We start from the raw sequence: 15,785 nt of genomic DNA on the forward strand, positions 1-15,785 counted from the left end.
ACAGAAAGGAATTAAAACTGGGTTAGTGAGTGAGCGCTATATAGGGCAATGGCCGAAAAATGTCTGGTCAGTTATGGATGATGGTATTCCGTTAGAAGCACAGCTTGAGTCAGCCGAATGGGGAACTTATCATGGTTATCCTATGCAAGCTGAGGATCCCCTTTCTGAAGAGGTGATTAAGCAATGGAGGATTCGGAGTGAGCGCCCTAGGTCTTGAGTTTGAGTGGCTGACCAGCGGAAATGGCTTGCCCGAGATTCAACAAACGATGGGCCTGGTCAGATTGATAGCAGGTGATATCAATCTGACCAGAAATGAGGATATCTGGTCTAGAACAATTCGCGACACTGTTCTGGTTTCTGCCTATCCTCTTGCTGAATGGATAGCTTCCTCTTGGTGGAGATTACTCTACGAGCCTCTTCCAGCCAGAGGAACAAAACCTTCAGTAGATTGGAGAATGGCTCATGAAATCACGGCAGCGAATCATGGATTTATCTGGCCTAGAGTAATCCTCGCTTCAGATACAGAATGGATGCAGGTCTGGTCTACGATATCCAACACCTCCGATCAACAGTCCGTTCGATATATCAACAGCCTTGCTCAACCTTTCCTTATCAAGCTGATTGAGTTTGAACAAAAGGCAAGAGCTTTTATTGAATCTGTAATCTCTCGCCTTGCTGCAACAGAAATTTCAAGCACACCTTTAGCAAATCTTTGGCAGGAGGTTCAAGAAGAGTTGTCTGAACCATATGCTAGGCGATATCGTCGCTGCGAAGCTGAACTCGGTTTTGATCCTGATGAATGCCCGGAAGAGCTTGTCAAAGACGCTTTAGATTTTGCTGAGCGGATGGGGGGTATGCCCTTATCAGAGATAGCACCTGCCTACAGCCGCAATATATCAGAGGCGAAACCGCTCAGCGCGGCTATTAACGACCTGACTCAAGCATCAGGTTTGGAGGGAAAACCGGAAACTTTCATCACCCAAGCTGGTCGACAAGAGATTTCAAAGGCACCCTGGCAAACGGCAAACGCAAGAGCATCTGCTCTACGTAACCAAATAGGTCTTGGAGATGCTCCTGTTAGAGACAACAAACTCTATGATTTGCTGGGTCTACAGCAATCTGAATATGAAACGTGGATCCCTCTAAGTCGGCAGACTGTTGCTCTTGCCGTTCCAACAGCAACTGCTGGATTGAACTTTCATTTTAGAAAGAGGCACCCAGTCGCGAGAAGATTTGAATTGGCTCGGTTTATTGGTGATTTTATGCTCTACGGTGCTGAAGAAAAATCGTGGCTTGCAAGCACCGACCTGAGGACTTCTAGACAAAAATATCAGCGTGCTTTTGCTGCCGAATTCCTTTGCCCTCTTGATGGCTTACTTGACTACTTGGACGGTGACTACTCAGAGACAGCGCTAGAAGATGCTGCTGAATATTTCAGTGTTAGCCAACAGACGGTCGAGTTGATACTTGCAAATAACAGTTTGATGGCTACTCCTCAGCCAAATCATTGTGAGGATAGCCTTCCATACTAACTTTGGGTATTAAAACCAGAAGGCCAAAAAAGCAGAATTGCGCCTTCATACAGAAGGGATTATAGCGTTCTAATGTATTTTCATTAAGATACTGAGGCGATCGCTAAGGTGCACGTTTTAAGTCACAGCCGTCGCCAGTTCCGTTAGGACAAGACGGCGAGCCATCTGGCCTATGCTAAGTACCCGGATGCCATTGGGAATGCACAAACCTAGATGGCTACAGCTATAACTTTAATTCCATTTGGATGTTACAGCGTTCATAAGGAGAGGGATGTCTAACCACTTTTCGAAACCCTAATTTTTGATAGAGGTTGATGGCTGCTTCGAGTGCTGTATTGCTCTCTATAAAGACCGTTTCCGCACCTAACTCACGCGCTTTATTAATGGCTGTTTCCCCTAACAATTGCCCAATACCCTTACCTCTGGCACGAGTTGTGACCGCCATCTTTGCCAATTCATAGGTGCGATCGCTCTCTTTGATCAAGGTACAGGTTCCTACAACGTGATCGGCATCAAGTGCCATAAAAATATAACCACCTGGCTCCAGAATTTTTTCCTGCGGGTTCATTAGAACCGTTCGATCAGCCTCTTCAATCTCAAAATATTGCTCAATCCATTCGTAATTCAATTGCTGGAAATCGTCGTAAAATTCTGGTCCATAATCCACAACTTTTACAGCCTGACATTTCCTTTGTTTTCGCACCTTTTGAACCCGCTCGAAGAAGCTCTGATGAGCCAGTAGAAATTCGACTTCTTCGATCGCTGCCCATAAGTCATTCTGAGTTTCCTGTAGAAGCTGCGCGATCGCTTCTCTCACATCAGAACACTGTTCATCCAAACGCGGAACAATGGCCTTTCCAGCCGCTGAGAGTTTGACAATGTTCACCCGTGCATCGGTTTGACTTTTCTCAGTGCTGACCAGATCTTTTTTTGCCATTTCTTTGACGATTTGGCTGACGGAGGGGTGAGAATGCCCAATTGCTTGAGCAATCTCAGTTACAGAAGCGCTTTCAACTCTAGCCAACGTATAAAAGACGGGGAACCATTTGGCGTCTAGCGAAACATCGTAGAGGTCGTAGACCTTTTCAGCATCCTCAGCAAACTGTCCTGAAAGCCGTCTCAGGCGACTCCCCAGTGCCAGACTGCCAACTCTAGAGTAAAAGCTCATAGTAAGAAGGTAGTTACGTAAGCACTTACATATTAATTAGAAAACCACTAACGAACAATACAGTTTGCTTTACATTGAATGTCTAAATATCCAAGCGCCTTATCTAGTGAGTGATAAAAGCTTCTTCTAAAGGTCCATTTGGGGTTAGTCAGCCAACGTTTCTACACCAAAGTCACTCTCTAGATCACTACGAGTGATGGGTTGACGCACTTCTAGCCCTTCGCCTCCTAGAAGCGTCAGTGGCTCACCTTCTACCGAAAGCCAAACTGGAGATTCTGGTTCCAAAGCTGTGGCTGTGTAGACGACTTGGGCCAGACGACCAATCATGGACGCACTGCCTCCACCATAGGTGAAATCCTCAGACAGATTGACATAGACCCCCTCAGATTCGACAGACAGTGCTAGTAGTTCGGTCTCAGGCGGAATGCCTGTAGCAGCACCGGCACTTTCAGGCCCGTCCATTAAGCTAGCAAAGGCAAGTTCTAAGGTGTCAGACGAAGATGCCTCCGCTGGCAATTCGATAGAAGAGGAGTTGAGCGCAACAGCATCCCCTTCAGATGACAGCCAGTACAGAGTTGCTTCTTGGCGAGGCGAAGTAACATCTGCCTCTGGTGGATCGGGCACCTCTACAGGGGGAGAAGTGGGTGCGTCAACCCCTTCTGGAATCGCTTCTCCTTCAATTTCAATTTCTGGGAATTCGACAACAGGCGTTTTGGGCGCAATTGATCGCCACGTCAGCCAAGCAGTTGCGCTGCCTGCACTCAAGATGACTGCGGCTAACCCTAAGATGACCCCTAACGATGGGCGATGACGAGGAGATTTGTCTTCCATTGCTCAAACTCTCATTGGTACTGCCAGAATGCCATGCGTTTATTGTGGCTTAGGCATTGATTATGCCACTTCAATCCTCAAAATTGAGCAAAGCTGATGCGGGGTCAATGCGTAGAAAAACGACGATATCTAACGTCTCCGGCTGTAAATCAAGTCGTAGTACACGAGCAACAATGTCAATCTCTTCAAACTGTTTCAAAGTCAGTTCAGAGTTGATTCCGGCTGTAAAAGCGTCGATAAGCTGACGCGGAACAGGCTGTTCGTCAACCGTAACGGTTGGTTCTACTAAAACCAATTGATGACCGTCTATTACTTCCAGCCCGGTCTCGACGAGTGCTTGTACTTGCTCTTGCTGTACTCGGTCTTCGATATCAACAGTCACTTGCACCCGATTTCCAGATAAAAACTGAATTTGAGGATTGGCAAAACCATAGCGATCCCTTTGACGATCGCTCACCCCTGGTAAGTCAAATTCCAGCGTATCGAGGAGAGTTTGAATCCGCTGCGATCGCAACAGAACATTCAGATCGTCGGCTCTAAAGATAAAATGGCTGGCCGCTTGAATGGGTTCATCCAGTGCTAGCTCACCTGACTGCAACGCGGGGAGATCAATATCAATGGGATCAGTTTCAACATCAAAAACATCGATTCTCAGTTCAGGGATAGGATAGACACCACGCCCCGCAATCCGTACCCGTTCGACCCGACCACCCGTCAGCCGAAAACTGGGGGTATTGTCAATGCGAACGTCAATGAGATCAGCCTGATGAATTCGTTCTCGAATTAAACCTTCGGCAACTTGGTCTGCCACCAGACCGACAGGCGAAATTAGTGTTAGCAGACTGGACAAAATGATGGTGACCCATTCCATAGTCTTGGGCTGCCTCTACATCCATGACAATAGTGTCGATACAACCTCTGATAGCGCAATATCTTGGGCATCTTGGGTCGCGCGCTTAACGACCTCGACTTTGCCATTCTTCAGCGATCGCCCCGTCACGATCCGGAACGGGATGCCCACAAGGTCTGCATCTTTGAACTTCACCCCTGCTCGCTCGTCGCGATCATCTAATAACGTTTCCACGCCTGCTGCATTGAGGTCAGCATAAAGCTGCTCCGCTGCCTTCATCTGGGCATCGTCGCCAATGTTGGGAACGACAACAATCGCTTGGTAGGGGGCAATTGCGATCGGCCAGATAATGCCGTCTTTGTCGTAGGACTGCTCCACCGCTGCCTGCGCCAAGCGAGAAACTCCAACACCATAGCAGCCCATCCACAGCGGCAGTTCTTCACCCGATTCAGCAGTATAGGTGGCTCCCATGGCTTTGGAATATTTTTGGCCGAGCTGAAAGATATGACCAATTTCGATGCCTCGCGCAGACTGGAGGATTTGCTCAGGATCATGAACGGCGCGATCGCCGACTTGGGCCTCTCGCACATCAACAACCCGTTCAGGCAAGGCATATTCTTGATTCCAGTTGCCTCCAACCGTGTGGTAGCCCGACTCGTTGGAACCGGTGATGAAATCCTTTAGCTCAACAGCTGTTTCATCCACCAGGCGCAAAAATTTAGGCTCCAGATTCTTCACCCCAGATTGAACATAGTCATCAGACAGATCAGGCGCAATGTAGCCCAAGGGCAGAGGCTTTGCAGCCCACTTTCCTTGCGCGGCTTCGTCGGGCACTTCCAACGTAATTACAGTACTCGCTCCATAGCGATCTGCTAGCTTGGACAATTCGTTCTGTAACTTTGTATCGTTGACATCCTGATCGCCTCGAATGCTGATCAGGACGAGCACTTGATGGCTGTTGTCGTACGTGACTTGATATAAGACATTTTTGACGATCTGAGTGGGCGAGCACTCAAGAAAGTCTGCAAGGGTTTGAATCGTTGGGGTATTGGGTGTTTCCAGTTTTTCGTAGGTGTTGAATGTCGAAGGTACGACATCAGCAGGCAAAGAGATCGCTTTCTCAATATTGGCCGCATACTGTCCATCTTCGGTGTAGAGCACCTCGTCTTCGCCCGCCTCGGCCAGCACCATAAACTCAGTGGAGCCGGATCCCCCGATCGCGCCAGAATCAGCGTCCACCGCTCGAAATTCCAAGCCACAGCGCTGCAAGATGTTGCTGTACGCCGTGTACATATCGTTGTAGGTCTGCTTCAGGCTATCTTCATCCGCATGAAAGGAGTAGGCATCCTTCATGATGAATTCCCGCCCACGCATCAGCCCAAAGCGGGAGCGAATCTCGTCGCGAAATTTAGTCTGGATCTGATAGAGATTGAGGGGTAACTGCCGATAGGAGCGAATCATATCGCGAGCGATCGCGGTGATAACTTCCTCATGGGTTGGCCCCAGGCCCATCTCCTGCTCACGGCGATCGATTAAGGAGAACATGATGCCTTCGGCTTTAGTATAGGTATCCCAGCGCCCTGACTCTTTCCACAGTTCCGATGGTTGTAGCTGAGGTAATAAACACTCCTGTGCTCCAGTCGCGTTCAACTCATCCCGTACAATCTCAGATATTTTGGTCAATACCCGCCACAGTAGGGGCAGATAAGCATACACACCGCTCGCAATGCGTCGCATATATCCGGCTCGCAGCAATAGCTTATGACTGGGAATTTCTGCCTCGGCTGGATCTTCTCGCAGGGTCACAAACAGCATCTGAGAGAGGCGCATGGAACAATTCTCCTAGCAAGGGATATCGAGGCCAAATATCTCACAGCATTGTATAGCAGTCATTCGCTCATTTCAGGAAAATGCCACAGGCTATCTTAAGACTGCTATAGCCATTGCTAGCTCTGTTAGAACAAGACAGCTAGCCATCTGGAGATGCGCTCAGCACGCGGATACTATTAGGTGCACAAGCCTAAAGCGAAGCAGCTTATGACAGTCGAGTCAGCAAAATTCCTATCGTGGAAGGATGATCTCCACTTGCATATCCAGTTTCGATTTTCACTGTAGCCGATCCAGCTGCATGATAATTTTTGCAAATAGTGAGATAGTTTACGGCAAACCCAGGGTTATGCACACAATATCACTGTGAAAGTTGCCATCTAGCCTCATCTATTTCTGCATTAGGTTTTGATTTCTGTGATTGCGATTTACCCTGGAAGCTTCGATCCGATAACGTTTGGGCATCTCGATATCATTACGCGAGCGAGTCGACTATTCGAAAAGGTGATTGTGGTGGTGTCGGCTAATCCGAATAAGACGCCGTTATTTGCGGCTGAGAAGCGCATTCAGCAGATTAGTGAATCCGTGGAGCACTTAGACAACATCGAAATTGACTGCTTTAACGGGCTGACGATAACCTATGCGAAAATGAAACAAGCTCAGGTTTTACTGCGAGGATTACGGGTGCTGTCTGATTTCGAAAAAGAATTGCAGATGGCTCATACGAATAAGACTTTGGCAGACGATTTAGAAACTGTTTTTTTAGCCACTTCGACCGAGTATGGCTTCTTAAGCAGTAGTCTGGTGAAAGAGATTGCTAAATTTGGGGGACCAGTTGATCATCTGGTGCCTCAACACGTTGCCCGGGACATATACCGATGCTACGCCAAGACTTAACCTCCATCAACGCTTCCAATAACCATGCTGCCGACAGCTCAGCGGTCTCATCTGACCAGTCTGAACGCAACAGCGAGGCAGTATATCGGCTGGACATACAACAGTCCCTCAATGTTCTGGAAGAGCTGATTCTAGCGAGTCCTCGCATCCCTTTTTCAGGCAGAACGCTGGTGGACGAGGATCAATTGCTGGAACAGTTGGATCGAATTCGCTTGAATCTACCTACCGTTTTTCAAGAAGCGATCCAGATCTTGCATCAGCGCGATCGCATTCTGAATGAAGCCAATCAGTATGCTCAGGAGTTGGTCAACACTGCTGATAAAGAAGCCGCTAGACGATTGGATGACCTAGGCATCGTACAGCAGGCTGAGACCAGGGCACACCAGGTGAAACAGCAGCTCGAAGAAGAGTGTGACACGTTGCGATCGCAAACCCAGTCCGATATTCAGGATTGGCAAGAAGCTGCGCAACAATACTGGGAGAAGATCAAGCAACAGACCGAAATGGAATGCCAGTCTTTGCGGAACGATGCAGATTTATACGCGGCTGAGGTTTTGCAGCGAATTGAGCAGCAGCTATCGGATATGATGAGGGTGATCCAGAACGGACGTACTGCTCTGCCACCCGCAACAACAACGACCGAAGTGAACACTCGTATCCAGGAAACAACACCTCACAAGGCTAAAGGCCATCCGCAGGGTGCTTCAGATTTGCGTCAGAGTAAGTCTCGTCGCAACGCTTCATGACCCTACTGCATCTATGCTGAGCTATTTGAAGGGAACCCTCGCCGACATCACTAAACCGGGGGGGCAGCGGGTCATTATCACGATTGATGTCAATCAGGTCGGGTATGACTTGCAAGTCACGAGTCGGTTCCTCGGAGATTTGCCGCCGTTAGGAGAACCCATCCAGGTCTTCTGTCATTTGCAAATTCGCGACGATCAGCCAATTGTCTTTGGTTTTGCTAATCGGTCGGAACGGGATGTCTTCCGTCAGCTCGTCAGTGTTAGCGGCATAGGCCCCCAGATGGCAATGGCACTGTTGGATACGCTCGGTTTTCAAGAACTCATTCAAGCAGTGGTGTCGGGCAATACTCGCTTAATTTCCCAGACCAAAGGGGTGGGTAGCAAGACGGCAGAACGCCTGATTTTGGAACTTAAAACGAAGCTAGCGGAATGGCGACAGCAATCTGGTTTGGCGATCGCGCCAAACGCAGGTCCGATGGCCAGTGTGCAGGAGGATGTCGAAATCACGCTGCTGACACTCGGCTATACCAATGGCGAAATCATGAAGGCCTTCCGGGCCATTGGACGCAACAGCACGCTGGCTAAAAATGACAACGCTGAGGACTGGATCAGAGAGGCGATCGCTTGGCTCAGTCAATCGACATGACGGAGTAGCGCCTCCAGTCGGGGCTATGCTATTGTATGTAACTCTGTGCATTATTCACTCTATTCAAATTCTGAAGTAACTCGTACCCTATGGCACTGCTACAAGAACGCAAACAGGAGCTTATCTCTGAATATCAGGTTCACGAAACAGACACCGGATCTGCTGAGGTTCAGGTTGCCATGCTAACTGAGCGAATTAATAAGCTCAGTCAGCATCTTCAGAGCAACAAGAAGGACTATTCCTCTCGTCGTGGCCTGCTCAAGATGATTGGCCGCCGCAAGCGTTTGCTGTCTTACATTGCGAAGAAAGACGTCAATAAATATCGCGAGCTGATTGGCCGTCTTGGTATTCGTCGATAAGGCCGCTATCCTTTGGTGATGGAGCTTTACAATGCCTGCTGACTCTGAGAACGATCGCCTACCTTTCGAACCTAACCGCAAACGGAAAAAGGCACCGAAAAGCTCGGCTGCTCCGGATGCGAACGAACCATCTAGGCCTTCCAGAGAGGTCAGCAAGGAAGAGAGAGTCTCTTCTAGCCAAAGAAGCTACACCCGCGAGGAAACCAGTATTCCTGAGGTTGTTGGTCGTCGAATGTTGCGGAGAATGATGTTTTTCTCCGGCATTCCCGTCACCTTTGGAATTCTGACCTTTTTTGTGAGCTATGTTCTTATTGTTCAGGGCATTGCCGAACTTCCTAATGTGGTGGTTCTGTTGGTAACGCTTGCCTGTTTTGGATTGAGTGTAGTTGGACTCAGTTACGGTGCCTTATCGGCTTCCTGGGAAGAAAATACTGTTGGAACACTATTGGGGTTAGACGAGTTTAGGCTCAACTTTGGTCGCTTATTGGGGTCTTGGCGACAAGCTCGGGAGGAACGCCGCGACAGTGCCTAGGATTTGAGAGTTCACTACGGTTTGCTGTCCTGCTCCTGAGGCGAAAATTGGAGAGACAAGTTGTCGGCGTGACCTTTGCGGGGGAAGATAGCTTAATTCGCTTCTTACCGCCACGCTATCCCTATGACCGACTATCTTGAAAAGATTTTGACTGCTCGGGTGTATGACGTTGCTCAAGAAACGCCCCTAGAATATGCGTCGCGCTTATCAATACGGTTGCATAATCGAATCTTGCTGAAGCGAGAGGATATGCAATCGGTTTTCTCGTTTAAATTACGGGGAGCCTACAACAAAATGGCTCAGTTGGACGCTGCAACACTGGAGCGGGGTGTTGTGGCAGCGTCTGCTGGCAATCATGCCCAAGGGGTCGCCTTAGGAGCAAAGTACCTGGGTACATCAGCTATCATCGTCATGCCGATAACAACGCCTGAGTTAAAGGTAAAGGCGGTGGAGGCCCGAGGCGGTGTAGCGGTCCTGTATGGGGAAACCTATGACGACGCCTATGCGCATGCCCGCGAGCTTGCTAACGAGAAGGAGATGACGCTGATTCATCCCTTTGATGATCCTGAAGTCATTGCTGGGCAGGGAACCATCGGCATGGAAATCCTACGTCAGCATCAGAAGCCGATCCATGCTGTGTTTGTTGCCATAGGGGGTGGCGGCCTCATTTCAGGTATCGCAGCTTATATCAAACGCCTGCGTCCCAATATCCGCATCATTGGCGTGGAGCCTATTGACGCAGACGGCATGAAGCAATCCCTACAAGCTGGCAAACGGGTCAAATTGGATCAAGTCGGTCTGTTTGCCGATGGTGTGGCTGTTAAACAGGTTGGAGCCGAGACCTTTCGCCTCTGTCAGCAATATGTTGATGAAATCATTCTTGTGAACACAGATGACACTTGTGCCGCCATCAAAGACGTTTTTGAAGACACACGGTCTATTTTGGAACCCGCTGGCGCCTTGGCGATCGCAGGCGCAAAAGCCTACGTTGAGAGAGAACACATCACCGACCAAACGCTCATTGCTGTGGCTTGTGGTGCCAACATGAACTTTGATCGCCTCCGCTTTGTGGCTGAACGAGCTGAAATGGGAGAGCAGCGAGAAGCCATTTTTGCAGTCAACATTCCGGAGGGACCTGGCAGCCTGCGTCGGTTCTGCGAATGCATTGGCAAACGCAATTTAACGGAATTTAACTACCGCATTGCTGATCAAACAGAGGCCCATATTTTTGTAGGTTTACAGGTCGCCAACCGGCAGGACGCTAGTCAGATGGCGGCAACATTTGAAGCCAATGGCTTCAAGACTTTAGACCTGACTGACGACGAACTTACCAAAATGCACTTGCGGCATATGGTGGGTGGGCGATCGCCCCTAGCCCACGATGAGCTACTCTACCGCTTCGAATTTCCCGAAAATCCGGGCGCCTTGATGAAATTCCTCAACCGCATGAGTCCTAACTGGAACATTAGCCTTTTCCATTACCGTAACAACGGCGCTGACTATGGACGTATTGTTGTGGGTGTTCAGGTCCCTGCAACTGAGATGGAGGACTGGCAAGCCTTTCTACGAACAGTGGGTTATCGCTATTGGGACGAAAGCAGTAACCCTGCCTACCATTTGTTTCTCGCGTAGCTGTCTTTCAGGGAAGTTTTGTGGATCACCGTATTACGGCTTACGGTAACAAAACCAGACGAAATCCAAACAGAATGTGGCGTGATTCGGTGGGGCGAGTGTGCTCATAGGCAGCGCGACAGAATCCTGGCAGATCGTCCCAAGAACAGCCCTTCATGACCGAGACTGGAACACCACGTCGCTCTCGTAGCGTAGACGTAAACTCAAACACATTGCCTGACATGTCTTCAGCACCGTAGGGACTACGGCTGAGGGGATAGCGAGCGATCACACTTGTGCCAAATGGATCAGACTGTCCCCAATGGGTAGCATCATCCTGCCATTCGTTTCCCCAAGGAAAATAGCGTCCATCCTCGCCACGCGCGGTTTTTTCCCACTCCAAGGCAGTTGGCAAGCGATACACAACACCGTCCTGCTGTCCCCGCCACTCAGCATAAGCAACTGCATCGTTATAAGACACCAGCACCACGGGATGATTGGCTAGACCGTCAGGAAACGAGCTGTTGGTCCATAGGTAAGGGACGACATCCTCGTAGGGATGCACCAAAAATCCCTGCTCTTGATAGGCTGCTTCTGAGATGCCCGGAGAGCGATGTCCGGTGGCAGCTACAAACTCACGATAGTCCTGCTGGGTGACGAGATTGGCTTGAATGCAAAAAGCATTGAGCAATTCAGTGCGGCGGTTGGCTTCAAATTCAAACCAGCGGCGATCGCGCAATCCTGTTTCTGCCTCAGCAATTGCTTCGGGGGACGATGCGATCGCTTGGGCAGAAATTTCGTAGCCATAGTCTCGCTCGACAGTGTCGCTACCGGCGATAAATTCTCCAGCAGGCACGAAGACAAATCCAGGCTGAGAATCGCAGCGATCGCGAGTCATCGGCTGCTCTACCGCAGAATCTGTGCTGCAGGCAGTCACCAGCATCGATCCCAACATGGCGATGCAACTTATTCCCCTCATTGTTCACAATGTCCTCAGCAAAGACTCATCCATAGTTAGGATTTCAGTACTACCATAGCCCTCGGTGCTGAAATGAGAGTAATGGAAAATCGTACCTGGCTTGTGAACGATAATGCCTCGCTGCAAGCGTTGGAAACTGCTGATGTTGAAGAACCGCAGCAAACCTATCGCCTCTATCGTTTCTTGACTGAACTAGAGGATATTCTCAGTGGTGTGAAAGAAGACCCTAAACGGTTAGTGGCGATCGCTCCCCTGGTTCGCAAGCTACTGATCAGTTCCTACTGGCTACAGATGGAATATAAAGAACCTGACCCCAAGACGGGCTGGGGCGTTCATTTCCTCTATCGCGAATTTCAGTTCCCGCTAACAATCCAAATGGTGAGCTGGAGTCCAGGAACGGCCTCCACTGTCCATAACCACGCCACTTGGGGACTAGTCGCCATGTTGGGAGGGCAAGAGAAAAATCGCATCTGGCGCAGAGTTCCTACCCAAGAGAACCCTCACAAAATCAAGCTTGTTGATGAAATCGTACTTTCCCCTGGTGATATCATCACGTTCACTCCAGGCGCCATCCACCAGGTTGAACCCTATGGAGATGAGCCAACTATCTCGTTTAACCTTTATGGCGTGACTGACTTCAAAAATCGCTACGTTTTCAACATCAACGACAACACCGCAAAGCTGTTTTGACGTCGTCGCAATTGTGGGGTTCAGCTACCGACCAAAAATGGGATGGGATGCATGATGCCAGCGAGTCTTCGCCTCTACACAACACCGCACCCCATCTCAAAGCTGAGACGTTTATTCCCTTCAAAGCCAATGCAGAAACGAACGATTAGGTGCCAACCATGGAAGCGACACCCACAAGTCGCTCGCTCAATTCCCAGAGGCGCTTCGCCTTAGCATCGTCACTTCCTTCGGCTGACAGCTCTTGAACAAAAGCCTCTCGTCCTTCCTTCTGACGGTTTCCCCAACTCCAGTGATAGCCTGACTGCTTAAATTCTGGATCAGCAACGACCTTAGCCACCCGCTCACCAGAAAGCTCCTGCGAAACGTACCCACCGGTGACGTTCTTTTGGAACCACGGGAAGATCGTGCGGAAAGCAGCGTAGTGATTGCGGAACAGAGGCGTATCAGCGACACAGCCTGGATAAAGAGTGTTGAACACAATGCCTGTGGAATCGTGATAGCGGCGGTGCAGTTCACGGCTAGTCAGCATATTGCAGAGCTTGCTGTCTTTGTAAGCTTTGCCTGACTTAAACGGTTTGCCGTCAATCATTGAAATAGGCGCTTTGAAGCCTTTCTCAAATCCTTCCAAATCGCCCAGATCGGGAGGAGCTGGGATGGGGATCTTACCACCGAGTTCTTTACGGTTGGCGGTGACTGTTCCTAAGATGATTAAACGCTTGTCATCAGCTGGCGAATTTCTCAGATCGTCCAACAGCAGATGGCACAGTAAAAAATGGCCCAAGTGGTTGGTCGCAACACTGAGCTCATAACCATCTTCGCTGTATTCAGGTTCCTTAAGCAGTGGCAAGTAAACAGCGGCGTTGCACACTAGAGCGTTCAGCGTTTTGCCGCTCTTCCGAAAAGTCTCCACGAACTGACGGACACTTGCCAGACTCGCCAGATCTAGGTGCATTGCCGTGTACTGTTGCGGTTGTATCTGAACGTCTTTGGCGGCTTTTTCCGTTTTCTCTAGATTTCGGCAAGCCATGACAACGTGCCATCCTTTGTTGGCGAGGGCTTTGGCAGCGTATAGCCCAACGCCAGAAGAGGCACCTGTGATAATAACCGTTGGCTCATTTTGGTGTGCCATTTTAACTATTCGTTTTCAAACGTAGAGGTGTGTTAACACTGTTTAGGATTGCACATCTTTCATAACCTTCCTGGCGATGAAATAAACCTTTAGATGGATGAATGAATGTCTTCATCATCCATAGAGAGAGGGATAGAGGGGGATTTCTGTCATTGATCACGCGGCGGCAGCTCTATCAAACCCTGGGTGCCATCCAGTCTTATGGACTGACCTGATTGGAGAAGCGGGCGCTCGTTGGGCATCAGTAGAACAACGGGTAAGCCGTATTCTCGTGCGGCGATCGCACCATTGGACAACTGCCCTCCAGTCTCGATAATCAACCCTTGCAGTTGGGCTAAAGCAGGTACCTCATGGGCTTTGAGGTGAGGCACCACAAGAATGGTGTTTGAGGAAATCGCTGAGGAAGCTGAGTGCTCGTCTGGCACAATAACTTTTCCATCGGTTTGTCCAGGACTAATAGGCATTCCGATAAGGCGCTGGCTCTTTTCATAGGTGAGGGAAGTTGAGGAACCCGGCAGCGCTGGCATCTCTGAAGGGCGGTCAGGGCTGGGGGGAATTAAGGGGCGACTTTGGAGAAGCCATAGGCGATCGCCATCAAAACTCCATTCCATAACTTGAGGCACCCCCCGATATCGTCGTTCCACGTGACGGGCTAAGAAAGCCACTTCTTCGAGCAGTCGTTTAGGCGTGTCCCCGGTCCCTTCCACCGCGAACGTGAGGGCTTCAGGGAGCTGCCAGCTATCAGGGCTATTGAGCTGATCGGGTAGATCATTTTCTTGTACCAGGACACGGTAACGGTCTGGGTTGGATGTGCCTGAAGTCACTTGCTGTGCCGGACCGAGCAGGGCTTCAATGATCACAGCATCACCCTGGCAGGTAAACGGGTCACGGCTACAGGCAACACCACTACATAGGCCCTGAATCTGCTGCTGGACAATGACCGCCAAGCGATTTTCTGGGAGGGCGCGATCGCGACGATACTGAATTGCACTCCCTCGGTTATAAGACTGAAAAACCTGGTTGATGGCAACGAGTAACGCTTCTTGAGAGGTGACGTCAAGTACCGCGCTGTACTGTCCGGCGGCGGACGCCAGCAATGGATTATCCCCAATCGCGGACGCTCTCACGATCACGGGAGACTTACCGGAAGGGCGGGTAATCTCAAGTAGCATGGCGGGATCATCCCCTGCCGGCAGGACGTAGCCTTTGGGGACTGGGTAGTCCCACGCTGTGAGCTGCGCTAGCGTGGCCGCTTTGCTGCCAACGGTGTCCCGGCTTAACGCCTGATCCAGTGAAAAGAGGGCGCGATCGCTCCGAAAAAATCCGAATAGACGGCGGGATTCCAGACGAGTGGAGGCCGAAGGGAGTTCTAAGTCTTCTGGAACCTTTTGATAAATCCAACCCATCAGACCACATAAACAGGCCGTCAGCAGAATTTGCATCCCGTTCTGCTGACTCAGTGCTGTGATCACCGGAAACAGCACCAGAACCAGTAAACGCCCCTGCTGTTTCTCGCGAAATATCGTGAAGCCTAGAAAGCTAATCAGCAGGGTTAGTCCGGCTGCAACTGGACTGTGGATTGTTGATCCCCACAAAATGCTGGTCGTACCCACTGATTTTGCCGCCCAATAGCGCCCCATTAGTAAGGCAATTAGCGCCACCACTTCCCAACTCGCATCCGCTGGAAAGTAGTAACGGGCAAGCAGTACGGTGCCGATACCTTTTGCTGCCTCAAGGATAATGGCCAAAACGCCTGCAAAGGTTCCACCAGCCTCAAAAACGGTTGGGATGCCGATGGCGCGATCGCGCTCCTGCATTGGCTGTGCTCCACCCGTTGGAGGCAGTACGAATCGGGTTAATGGCAGTGCCCCCAAGAGTGGACAGACCACAAAAATCAGTAGGGCACCCCAGACTTGAGTAAGGGTCAGCATAAATCGACAATGACCTTGTCGTTATTAAGGATAAAGGTAGAAGGGTCGTCATCAGGA

16 protein-coding genes are annotated in these 15,785 nt (G+C 50.0%); 9 read left to right on the forward strand and 7 right to left on the reverse strand.

All coding sequences use genetic code 11. The annotated features are described in order from the left end of the window. Positions 1-197 precede the first annotated feature (197 nt). Positions 198-1,532 (forward strand): ImmA/IrrE family metallo-endopeptidase, encoded by a 1,335-nt coding sequence (locus tag PN498_RS12615; protein ID WP_272063156.1) that lies wholly within the window; start codon positions 198-200, stop codon positions 1,530-1,532. Positions 1,533-1,755: 223 nt separating this feature from the next. Here the strand turns inward: PN498_RS12615 and PN498_RS12620 are convergent, their stop codons facing one another. From PN498_RS12620 to PN498_RS12635, 4 genes are all read right to left on the reverse strand, one after another. Further along, positions 1,756-2,700, reverse strand: coding sequence for a bifunctional helix-turn-helix transcriptional regulator/GNAT family N-acetyltransferase (locus PN498_RS12620; RefSeq protein ID WP_272063157.1), 945 nt, complete (start codon positions 2,698-2,700; stop codon positions 1,756-1,758). A 144-nt stretch (positions 2,701-2,844) separates the two neighbouring features. Beyond that, positions 2,845-3,531 carry a GerMN domain-containing protein gene (locus PN498_RS12625; protein ID WP_272063158.1) on the reverse strand — a complete coding sequence of 229 codons (687 nt, stop codon included), beginning with the start codon at positions 3,529-3,531 and terminating at the stop codon, positions 2,845-2,847. A gap of 70 nt (positions 3,532-3,601) precedes the next feature. Further along, positions 3,602-4,402 (reverse strand): LmeA family phospholipid-binding protein, encoded by an 801-nt coding sequence (locus PN498_RS12630; protein WP_272063159.1) that lies wholly within the window; start codon positions 4,400-4,402, stop codon positions 3,602-3,604. Between the two features lie 15 nt (positions 4,403-4,417). Beyond that, positions 4,418-6,211: a proline--tRNA ligase gene (locus PN498_RS12635; RefSeq protein WP_272063160.1), complete on the reverse strand. Its 1,794-nt coding sequence runs from the start codon at positions 6,209-6,211 to the stop codon at positions 4,418-4,420. Positions 6,212-6,625: 414 nt separating this feature from the next. On the opposite strand from PN498_RS12635, the gene coaD reads away from it, so the two are divergent. From coaD to ilvA, 6 genes are all read left to right on the forward strand, one after another. Further along, positions 6,626-7,105: a pantetheine-phosphate adenylyltransferase gene (gene coaD, locus PN498_RS12640; RefSeq protein ID WP_272063161.1), complete on the forward strand. Its 480-nt coding sequence runs from the start codon at positions 6,626-6,628 to the stop codon at positions 7,103-7,105. Further along, positions 7,087-7,851, forward strand: a complete 765-nt coding sequence (locus tag PN498_RS12645) for a DivIVA domain-containing protein (RefSeq protein WP_272063162.1) — start codon at positions 7,087-7,089, stop codon at positions 7,849-7,851. The genes coaD and PN498_RS12645 overlap by 19 nt, the downstream gene beginning before the upstream one ends. Before the next feature lie 13 nt (positions 7,852-7,864). Continuing rightward, entirely contained in the window at positions 7,865-8,497 is a 633-nt protein-coding gene (gene ruvA, locus PN498_RS12650; RefSeq protein ID WP_272063163.1) for a Holliday junction branch migration protein RuvA, read from the forward strand. 89 nt (positions 8,498-8,586) lie between these two features. Beyond that, on the forward strand, positions 8,587-8,856 hold the full coding sequence (gene rpsO / locus PN498_RS12655; protein WP_272063164.1) for a 30S ribosomal protein S15: 270 nt from the start codon (positions 8,587-8,589) through the stop codon (positions 8,854-8,856). 31 nt (positions 8,857-8,887) lie between these two features. Beyond that, positions 8,888-9,388 (forward strand): PAM68 family protein, encoded by a 501-nt coding sequence (locus tag PN498_RS12660; RefSeq protein ID WP_272063165.1) that lies wholly within the window; start codon positions 8,888-8,890, stop codon positions 9,386-9,388. A 123-nt stretch (positions 9,389-9,511) separates the two neighbouring features. Next, positions 9,512-11,020, forward strand: a complete 1,509-nt coding sequence (ilvA, locus tag PN498_RS12665) for a threonine ammonia-lyase, biosynthetic (RefSeq protein ID WP_272063166.1) — start codon at positions 9,512-9,514, stop codon at positions 11,018-11,020. Positions 11,021-11,060: 40 nt separating this feature from the next. Here ilvA and PN498_RS12670 read toward each other — a convergent pair whose 3' ends face one another. Next, a complete protein-coding gene (locus PN498_RS12670; RefSeq protein ID WP_272063167.1) occupies positions 11,061-11,954 on the reverse strand; it encodes a formylglycine-generating enzyme family protein in 894 nt (297 codons plus the stop codon). Between the two features lie 105 nt (positions 11,955-12,059). Here PN498_RS12670 and PN498_RS12675 point away from each other — a divergent pair, with 105 nt between their 5' ends. Together PN498_RS12675 and PN498_RS12680 are read left to right on the forward strand one after the other, a co-directional pair. Then, the gene (locus PN498_RS12675) at positions 12,060-12,668 is read left to right on the forward strand and encodes a cupin (protein ID WP_272063168.1); all 609 of its coding nucleotides are present in this window, start codon (positions 12,060-12,062) and stop codon (positions 12,666-12,668) included. After that, positions 12,665-12,817, forward strand: coding sequence for a hypothetical protein (locus PN498_RS12680; RefSeq protein WP_272063169.1), 153 nt, complete (start codon positions 12,665-12,667; stop codon positions 12,815-12,817). The genes PN498_RS12675 and PN498_RS12680 overlap by 4 nt, the downstream gene beginning before the upstream one ends. Here the strand turns inward: PN498_RS12680 and PN498_RS12685 are convergent. Next, complete coding sequence (locus PN498_RS12685; protein WP_272063170.1) at positions 12,814-13,797, reverse strand: protochlorophyllide reductase; 984 nt, start codon at positions 13,795-13,797, stop codon at positions 12,814-12,816. The genes PN498_RS12680 and PN498_RS12685 overlap by 4 nt on opposite strands. A gap of 149 nt (positions 13,798-13,946) precedes the next feature. After that, entirely contained in the window at positions 13,947-15,728 is a 1,782-nt protein-coding gene (locus tag PN498_RS12690) for a glycerol-3-phosphate acyltransferase (RefSeq protein ID WP_272063171.1), read from the reverse strand. Between the last annotated feature and the right edge of the window lie 57 nt (positions 15,729-15,785).

The sequence above is a fragment of the Oscillatoria sp. CS-180 genome (assembly GCF_028330965.1).
Taxonomy (GTDB): domain Bacteria; phylum Cyanobacteriota; class Cyanobacteriia; order Phormidesmidales; family Phormidesmidaceae; genus Halomicronema.

Excerpts from the sequence above, each read along its gene's own strand:
- PN498_RS12620 (WP_272063157.1), bottom strand. The coding sequence starts at position 2,700 with ATGAGCTTTTACTCTAGAGTTGGCAGTCTGGCACTGGGGAGTCGCCTG.
- PN498_RS12625 (WP_272063158.1), bottom strand. The coding sequence starts at position 3,531 with ATGGAAGACAAATCTCCTCGTCATCGCCCATCGTTAGGGGTCATCTTA.
- PN498_RS12630 (WP_272063159.1), bottom strand. The coding sequence starts at position 4,402 with ATGGAATGGGTCACCATCATTTTGTCCAGTCTGCTAACACTAATTTCG.
- PN498_RS12635 (WP_272063160.1), bottom strand. The coding sequence starts at position 6,211 with ATGCGCCTCTCTCAGATGCTGTTTGTGACCCTGCGAGAAGATCCAGCC.
- PN498_RS12645 (WP_272063162.1), top strand. The coding sequence starts at position 7,087 with ATGCTACGCCAAGACTTAACCTCCATCAACGCTTCCAATAACCATGCT.
- ruvA (WP_272063163.1), top strand. The coding sequence starts at position 7,865 with ATGCTGAGCTATTTGAAGGGAACCCTCGCCGACATCACTAAACCGGGG.
- rpsO (WP_272063164.1), top strand. The coding sequence starts at position 8,587 with ATGGCACTGCTACAAGAACGCAAACAGGAGCTTATCTCTGAATATCAG.
- PN498_RS12660 (WP_272063165.1), top strand. The coding sequence starts at position 8,888 with ATGCCTGCTGACTCTGAGAACGATCGCCTACCTTTCGAACCTAACCGC.
- ilvA (WP_272063166.1), top strand. The coding sequence starts at position 9,512 with ATGACCGACTATCTTGAAAAGATTTTGACTGCTCGGGTGTATGACGTT.
- PN498_RS12670 (WP_272063167.1), bottom strand. The coding sequence starts at position 11,954 with ATGTTGGGATCGATGCTGGTGACTGCCTGCAGCACAGATTCTGCGGTA.
- PN498_RS12675 (WP_272063168.1), top strand. The coding sequence starts at position 12,060 with ATGGAAAATCGTACCTGGCTTGTGAACGATAATGCCTCGCTGCAAGCG.
- PN498_RS12685 (WP_272063170.1), bottom strand. The coding sequence starts at position 13,797 with ATGGCACACCAAAATGAGCCAACGGTTATTATCACAGGTGCCTCTTCT.
- PN498_RS12690 (WP_272063171.1), bottom strand. The coding sequence starts at position 15,728 with ATGCTGACCCTTACTCAAGTCTGGGGTGCCCTACTGATTTTTGTGGTC.